The organism is Desulfobacula sp., from assembly GCF_030145145.1.
GTDB lineage: Bacteria > Desulfobacterota > Desulfobacteria > Desulfobacterales > Desulfobacteraceae > Desulfobacula.
Genome location: NZ_JAQYWD010000081.1, coordinates 1 through 6372, shown reverse-complemented (window position 1 = coordinate 6372; position 6372 = coordinate 1). Strand labels below are relative to the sequence as shown.

The following is a 6372-nucleotide window of genomic DNA, read 5'->3' as shown; positions in this document are numbered from 1 at the left end:
CGTCCACCATCCGGCCCGCCCAATTAATGTCCAGTATTTTGCCGACAACAGGTTGTAGTAGCATTGGTCCCATCATGACCCCCATATTAGTCACCCCGGAAACTGTTCCCGATAAAGACAAGGGAACGGATTCTGTAACAAAGGCAAAACTGATAATCATGCACCCAGACAAAAAACCGGTTAAAAAAAGCAGAAGACTCAATTGAAAAAAAGAGAACCTCTGAAAAAACAAAATCAGTATCCAACCCAAGAATAGCCCAAGTATCCCTGATATAAACAAGGGTTTTCGCTTTCCCATTCGATCGGACAGCCACCCAAAAAAAGGTCCACCCAAGGCCCATCCAATCAGCATGAGTGAAGTAAGGGACGATGCCACGGCGGGGCTCAAATTGTAGCTTGATACGAGATAAGGTACCCCCCATAATCCAGAAAAGGTAAGAATGCTTCCTACAATTCCACCGGGAATAAAAAACAAAAGCCAGGTATTCCGGTATTGACTTACTCGGACAAATCCATGTGCGATATTTTTAAAAGACAAAGATTTTGGCTGGACCGTTATTGGGATGTACCCCTTGTATCCCTTTTCTTCGGGCCGATCGCGTACAACCAGCCAAATGATTAAGCCTAAAACCAAAGTCATCACACCTGTAACGCTGATCACTCCACGCCACAGGAAGAAGTCCATAAAAAAACGTAGCGGAGGGCCTGCAGTTAATGCCCCTATTAGCCCTATGGACAGAGCATTGCCTGCTACAAAGGTATATAATTTTTTCGGGAACCAGGAAGATGCAAGTTTAAGCAGTCCAACAAATGCCACTGCAACTGATCCACCAATCAAGAAACGACCGATACCGGCTCCTGTAAATCCGGGAGACATTGCAAATAGAAGCGTACCAAATCCTGCCACAATGCACCCAATCGTCAGAAGCTTTCTGGGCCCTAATGTGTCTGCAAGAATTCCTGTAGGGATCTGCATGGCCACATAGGAATAAAAGTAAAGACCAGACAAATGTCCGAGCCCTGTGGCAGAAATTTGAAAATCTCGCATTAGTTCCGCTGTCATTACTGCCGGAGCAACCCGTTGGAAAAAGCCGGCCAGATAAAATAGTGCACTGAGCCCCCAGATAAGCCAAGCCAGACGAAGAGGTGGTGCCATGGTTTTAGTTTTTGGCTTAAATATTGGGGCTCCTCCTTTTCATTCGCATAAAATAACCATTAAATTTATCTCACAAGACCCTATCGGATGCAAGCAGTAAAACCAGCACGCTTTATATCTTTTTATTTCTACTGAAGGGTGTTGAAACCATTGGTTATTATTCGCAAATTGTGGCATTGTCAAAATAAACCTTTCAGAAAAGAGGTATATGTGACTAATAGGCCACCGTGTGGGCGCGGGATAAAAATTATGTTCTTGCAGAAAAATTCAATATAGATACAAGTCGCTTTGAACGTTTAAACATCCCTGTGTTATCATACGGTTTTGACGATGATATCTATGCTCCCCGAGAGGCATTAACAAAACTCCATAATGCCCTTAAAAAAGCTGAGATTGATGATAATTATATTAGGGCAAAAGACATTCATCCAAATGGGATAGGTCATTTTGGCTATTTTAAGGAAACATGCTATCGACCTATATGGGAAGAAACCATAAACTGGCTGCTGAAATTTTAACCCTAAAAGATTTCCCAGAGTCTGCTAAGATTTGATCTATATTTATTTTCCACGTTTTCTTCTGGCAGTGATGGTCTCCCCACCGATTCCCCAATTACCCATGTGGTTGACCATGGCATCTAAGATATCAGACCAATAAGCCTGTAAATTTGGTATTGCATGCCCCATTCCCTTAATTATTTTCATTTCAGCATTTGGAATTGCAGCGGCAGTGGCTTTACCCCCTGCCAATGGAATCATTGGATCATCATCTCCATGTATAACAAGTGCTGGAATAGATAATTTCTCAAGGCCTGAAGTCCTATCCTTTTGGGTCGTAATAGCAAGGGATTGTCTTATCACACCCTCTGGGCAAAAAGATCTGTCATATGATAGGGCTGCCAATTTACGATGAAAATCTTCATCAAACGGAAGGCCTCCTCCAAAAATCAATTTAAAATGTTTCATCGTATATTCAATGTATGCATCGCGTTCTTCCGGTGTTGGTGTCAGCATGTTTTCCATTACTTCTTGTGTCGGTTGAAAATCTTTCCAGCTCCCGGGACTGCTGTAAATTGACGTAAGACTTAAAGTACGGCCAGGATTCTTTATTGCAAAAGTTTGAGCAATAAACCCTCCCATGGACATGCCGCATATATGGGCTTGCTTAATATCTAAGAAATCAAGAAGTCCGATTGCATCATCTGCCATATCATCAATGCCATAAGGAACTGGAACTTTCTCTCCCATAAAAAGAGCACCAATTTTCCCCATGGCTTCTGACATGCTAAGTTCATCAAATTTTGTTGATAACCCTGCATCCCTGTTGTCATATCTGATAACATGATATCAGTGGCCTGAAAGTTTCATGCAAAATTCTTTTTGCCAATGGATCAGTTGACCTGCTAAACCCATAATTAATAATATGGATGGTGATGATGGATTCCCAAAAGTCTCATATTCAATTTGGATACCATTAATATTTGCCTGTGACATGATTTGTTCCCTTGATTTTATTAAATTTTTGGGTTGAAATATTTATTAATTCAACTTTCTGGATTCAGATTCATAAAGATAAAAAGCGCATAACACATTGAAATTATATTAAAAAATAGTTGAAGAGCCCAGACATTCAAGCAACGCGCACAGCTAAAGCAGTCAGCTGGGAATCTCTTGCATTCGACCAGAGCTTATGCAGCCTCCAGAAGACATGCTTTTATGCAAGAACCACATTGGGTAAACTTCTCTTTGTCAATTAGAACACGAAAAATACTGAATCGCTCAGTTATCCATTGATTCCTTTGACGTTCTCGATGAGCTCAATAAAATCCCAAGGGCTATAATCGCAAGTATTCCTACCACAGTCGCAAACAAGCAAATCCGTTGTTTTAAAGAAATTTGATAGAACCAAGAACTATTATTTATTTCATTTTTCCCCTTCATAATATTATAGTGGCATAACTAAAAGCGTTTTATCAGTTGAATTCTCCTGTAATTGAATCCATTCGAAATGAAAGAATCATACCTACCAGAGAAATTGCTCCGGCCATAAGAAAAGGGAGCATAAAAGAATGAGTCAGATCTGCAAGATATCCACCAATCGCAGGGCCGATGGATTGACCAATGCCAAAAAAAAGAGTTGCAAATCCCAGTCCGGCAGGAGCCAGTCTAGGGCCGACAAGATCTCCGGCAGCAGCGGCCATAATGGTTGGGATACTCCAAGCCGTTAACCCGAAAAGAATAGCAGATAAATAAAAACCGAACTCGTTTTGGACTACGGCATATATGATATAGGACAATCCAAGGACGAGATAGGCCATTGCGGCCCCTTTACCCCGGCCGATCCGGTCTGATATACTGCCCCAGATCACGCCGCAAAAAATACTTAATGCGCCAACGGTTGCCCAAAGGCCTCCCGCCCATACCTGGGTGTAGCCCATTTCTTTGACCAGGTAGGCTGCGAAGAAAACCATATAGATAATATAAGACAAGCCATAAAAAAAATAAACAATCCCCAGGTACCAGATCGCCTTCATTCTATAGACCTTTTTCCAATCCAAAGCGGATACTTTATCGTTGGATACCGGATTTAAAATCGCTTCTTTTTCATCTTGCCCCACGGGAAATAATCCTTTATCCTGAGGCTGATTGCGTAAAAATAACCACATGATACCGGCAACCCCTATAACACAGGCACCCAGAAAGTACCATGAGTGCCGCCAGCCATCTGTTCCATATGAAGCAAGAATAGCTGGTACAATTATACCTGACAAAAAAGTCCCCAACCCAATTCCACCGGAAACAATCCCCGTGGCAAATCCACGATTTTTAACGGCAAACCAAGCCGACCCCAGAGCCATGGCAGGAACAAAAGCTGCACCATTACCTATCCCTGTTAAAAGCCGCATGGCAAATGCAAAACCAAATGATTTGGCCAGGCCTGTTAACATCATGGTGACCCCCATGAGGAGAAGAGCGATGGAAATAACGGTTCTTGTACCAAACCTGGCCGCTAAAAAACCGCCGATGATGGCCATGGAGAGATAACCGATAAAATTGCCCGTTCCCAGAAGCCCCAATTGGGTATAATCAAAATGGAGTCCATCCTTCATGGCGGGGAGTAAAATGGTATAGGCCATTCGTCCAAAACCGTGAGCCGCAACCGTAGCAACCATTCCCATAAAAATAACGATCCAACCATAGTGTATTTTCTTTTCCATGAATTTCTCCTTGTTGATCACTTGAAATTAGATAAATTATCATTTGGCTTCCGCTTAAATCAAATATCAATTCTAATTGGAGCAGACAAAAAACATTCATCAAAGTTAATTTGTCATTAACTTTTGGCCAGATAAAATTTATGAATACTTGTATCAAGGGCTATCACCTCTCATTAAATTTTAATGATGTATTGTCATGGCATCCGAAACTATTCCAATAGATCAACCATTGTGATAACGATACAATTTTTCACATTAAACAAAAAGGGAAATTTATGAAAATTGTTCTTCTATATGAAGATCCTACCTAGTCTAATACCTTGATTGAAACATTTCAATCCAATGGTATCAATTTGGAATTGATTAATGTTGCAGACCTTTCTTTTCATACGGCCAAAGTGCGTCCGGATTCCCTCTTATTATCAAACCAAACATCGGTGGTTCCGGAAGCGGAATTGCCCGATATAACTCCTATCACTCGATGTTCAAGTTTTTCAGGAAGGGTTGGGGGGTGGGTGGCTGTGTCAAATAATGGAACTCCAGGTATCACTTAGTTCAACCCTTCATCATTCTAAAAGTTTGCCAGCCAACCCACAAAAGATAATAAACGATTACAGAACAAAAGTCAGGTAAAAAAAGCCAAAGGATGTTTTTTTGTAGACAGGGAGGCAAAACTTTGCTTAAATATGATCGAAATTGATTGATAATTTTAATCATCAATCAGGATTTTAAAAAGCATATGTTTATAAACGCTCCCCTGCCATTTGTTAATTCCTTTATCGATAAAGTCAACGAGGCCATTCAGGAATATAATCCGGATAAATGCTTAACGCACATTCAAAAAAACTGGATTGGATTTTGTATCATGTCTGTTCTTATGACCAATACTGTGTGCTGGGCCAATTTCGCCAAAACCAGTATGGGGAAACGCTCTTTAGCCGCGCTGTCCTGGATGTTCAGGAAGTCTAAAATTCCATGGGAAATCTTGTTGGTATCCAGCACCAGAGCCGTGCTTAGGCGGCATGGCATTATTGAGGGATGTTTGGGTATAGATGACACAGATAAAAAACGATCAAAGTCGACCCGAAAGATATCAAATGTCCATAAAATAAAGGACAAAACAAGCGGTGGGTATATCATGGGACAAAGCCTCGTTTTTCTTGTGCTGATTACTCCGAAGATAACAATTCCTGTTGGTTTTGCTTTTCATATGCCTGACCCCAAATTGACCGCTTGGCGGAAACTTAATAAAAAATTTAAAAAACAAGGTATTTCTAAATGTAACCGCCCGATTAAACCTCAAATAGACGAGAATTTTCTGACAATGGCAGAAATAGCGCTTAAATTGCTTGAACAGTTTAAACAGGATCACGCTGACATCAATATTAAATGTATTTTTGCGGATGCGCTTTATGGGACAGGGATATTCCTTGATCGAGCCTCAACGCTGTTTGGCGGTATTCAGGTTATTAGCCAGATCAGATCCAATCAGAACATACGATTCCGAGGCAAAGAAAAGCACGGTGAAGATTTTTTTTTAAGGTATCCCGCAATCACTCAGAAAATAAAGATACGCGGCGGTAAAAAAATGGATGTCATCATGGCCAGTGACCGCTTGCACGTTTGTTCCCATGGCAGAAAACGATTCGTCATTGCATTAAAATATGAAGATGAAAAAAATTATCGGTATATAGTGGCTTCCGATCTGAGTTGGCGAACACAGGACATAATCGAAGCTTATACTTTAAGATGGCTTGTCGAGTTTTTTTTTGAAGACTGGAAGGGGCATGAAGGGTGGGGACGTTTGACCAAACAGCCAGGTGATGAAGGATCAGACCGAAGCCTGATTCTGAGCCTGCTGGTAGATCATTGCCTTTTCTTTCATCCCGATCAACTGGCCTTTTTGGAAAACAACCTTCCCGCATGCACTGTAGGAAGCCTGGTGAGTAAGATTAAAGTAGAATGTCTTGTGGCGTTTATTCAGGAAATTGCTTGTGAT

6 protein-coding genes are annotated in these 6372 nt (G+C 41.2%); 2 read left to right on the top strand and 4 right to left on the bottom strand.

From position 1 onward, the window contains the following. The coding region (locus Q1Q15_RS25250) for an MFS transporter (RefSeq protein ID WP_300465526.1) at positions 1 to 1156 on the bottom strand (1156 nt) is incomplete at its 3' end. Positions 1157 to 1383: 227 nt separating this feature from the next. Between Q1Q15_RS25250 and Q1Q15_RS25245 the strand changes: the two genes are divergently transcribed. Next, the gene (locus tag Q1Q15_RS25245) at positions 1384 to 1674 is read left to right on the top strand and encodes a hypothetical protein (protein WP_300465524.1); all 291 of its coding nucleotides are present in this window, start codon (positions 1384 to 1386) and stop codon (positions 1672 to 1674) included. Positions 1675 to 1716: 42 nt separating this feature from the next. On the opposite strand, the gene Q1Q15_RS25240 is transcribed toward Q1Q15_RS25245, so the two are convergent. The 3 genes from Q1Q15_RS25240 to Q1Q15_RS25230 all read right to left on the bottom strand — a co-directional run bounded on the left by Q1Q15_RS25240 (position 1717) and on the right by Q1Q15_RS25230 (position 4373). Continuing rightward, positions 1717 to 2493, bottom strand: a complete 777-nt coding sequence (locus Q1Q15_RS25240; RefSeq protein ID WP_300465528.1) for an alpha/beta fold hydrolase — start codon at positions 2491 to 2493, stop codon at positions 1717 to 1719. Between the two features lie 9 nt (positions 2494 to 2502). After that, entirely contained in the window at positions 2503 to 2649 is a 147-nt protein-coding gene (locus Q1Q15_RS25235) for a hypothetical protein (RefSeq protein ID WP_300465523.1), read from the bottom strand. A gap of 479 nt (positions 2650 to 3128) precedes the next feature. Then, positions 3129 to 4373: an MFS transporter gene (locus tag Q1Q15_RS25230; protein ID WP_300465521.1), complete on the bottom strand. Its 1245-nt coding sequence runs from the start codon at positions 4371 to 4373 to the stop codon at positions 3129 to 3131. Positions 4374 to 5112: 739 nt separating this feature from the next. Between Q1Q15_RS25230 and Q1Q15_RS25225 the strand changes: the two genes are divergently transcribed. After that, on the top strand, positions 5113 to 6372 hold a 1260-nt coding region (locus Q1Q15_RS25225), incomplete at its 3' end, for a transposase (protein ID WP_300465520.1).

What these genes read in the sequence shown, in the direction of transcription:
- Q1Q15_RS25235 (WP_300465523.1), bottom strand. Translation starts at nt 2,649, where the DNA reads ATGTCACAGGCAAATATTAATGGTATCCAAATTGAATATGAGACTTTT.
- Q1Q15_RS25230 (WP_300465521.1), bottom strand. Translation starts at nt 4,373, where the DNA reads ATGGAAAAGAAAATACACTATGGTTGGATCGTTATTTTTATGGGAATG.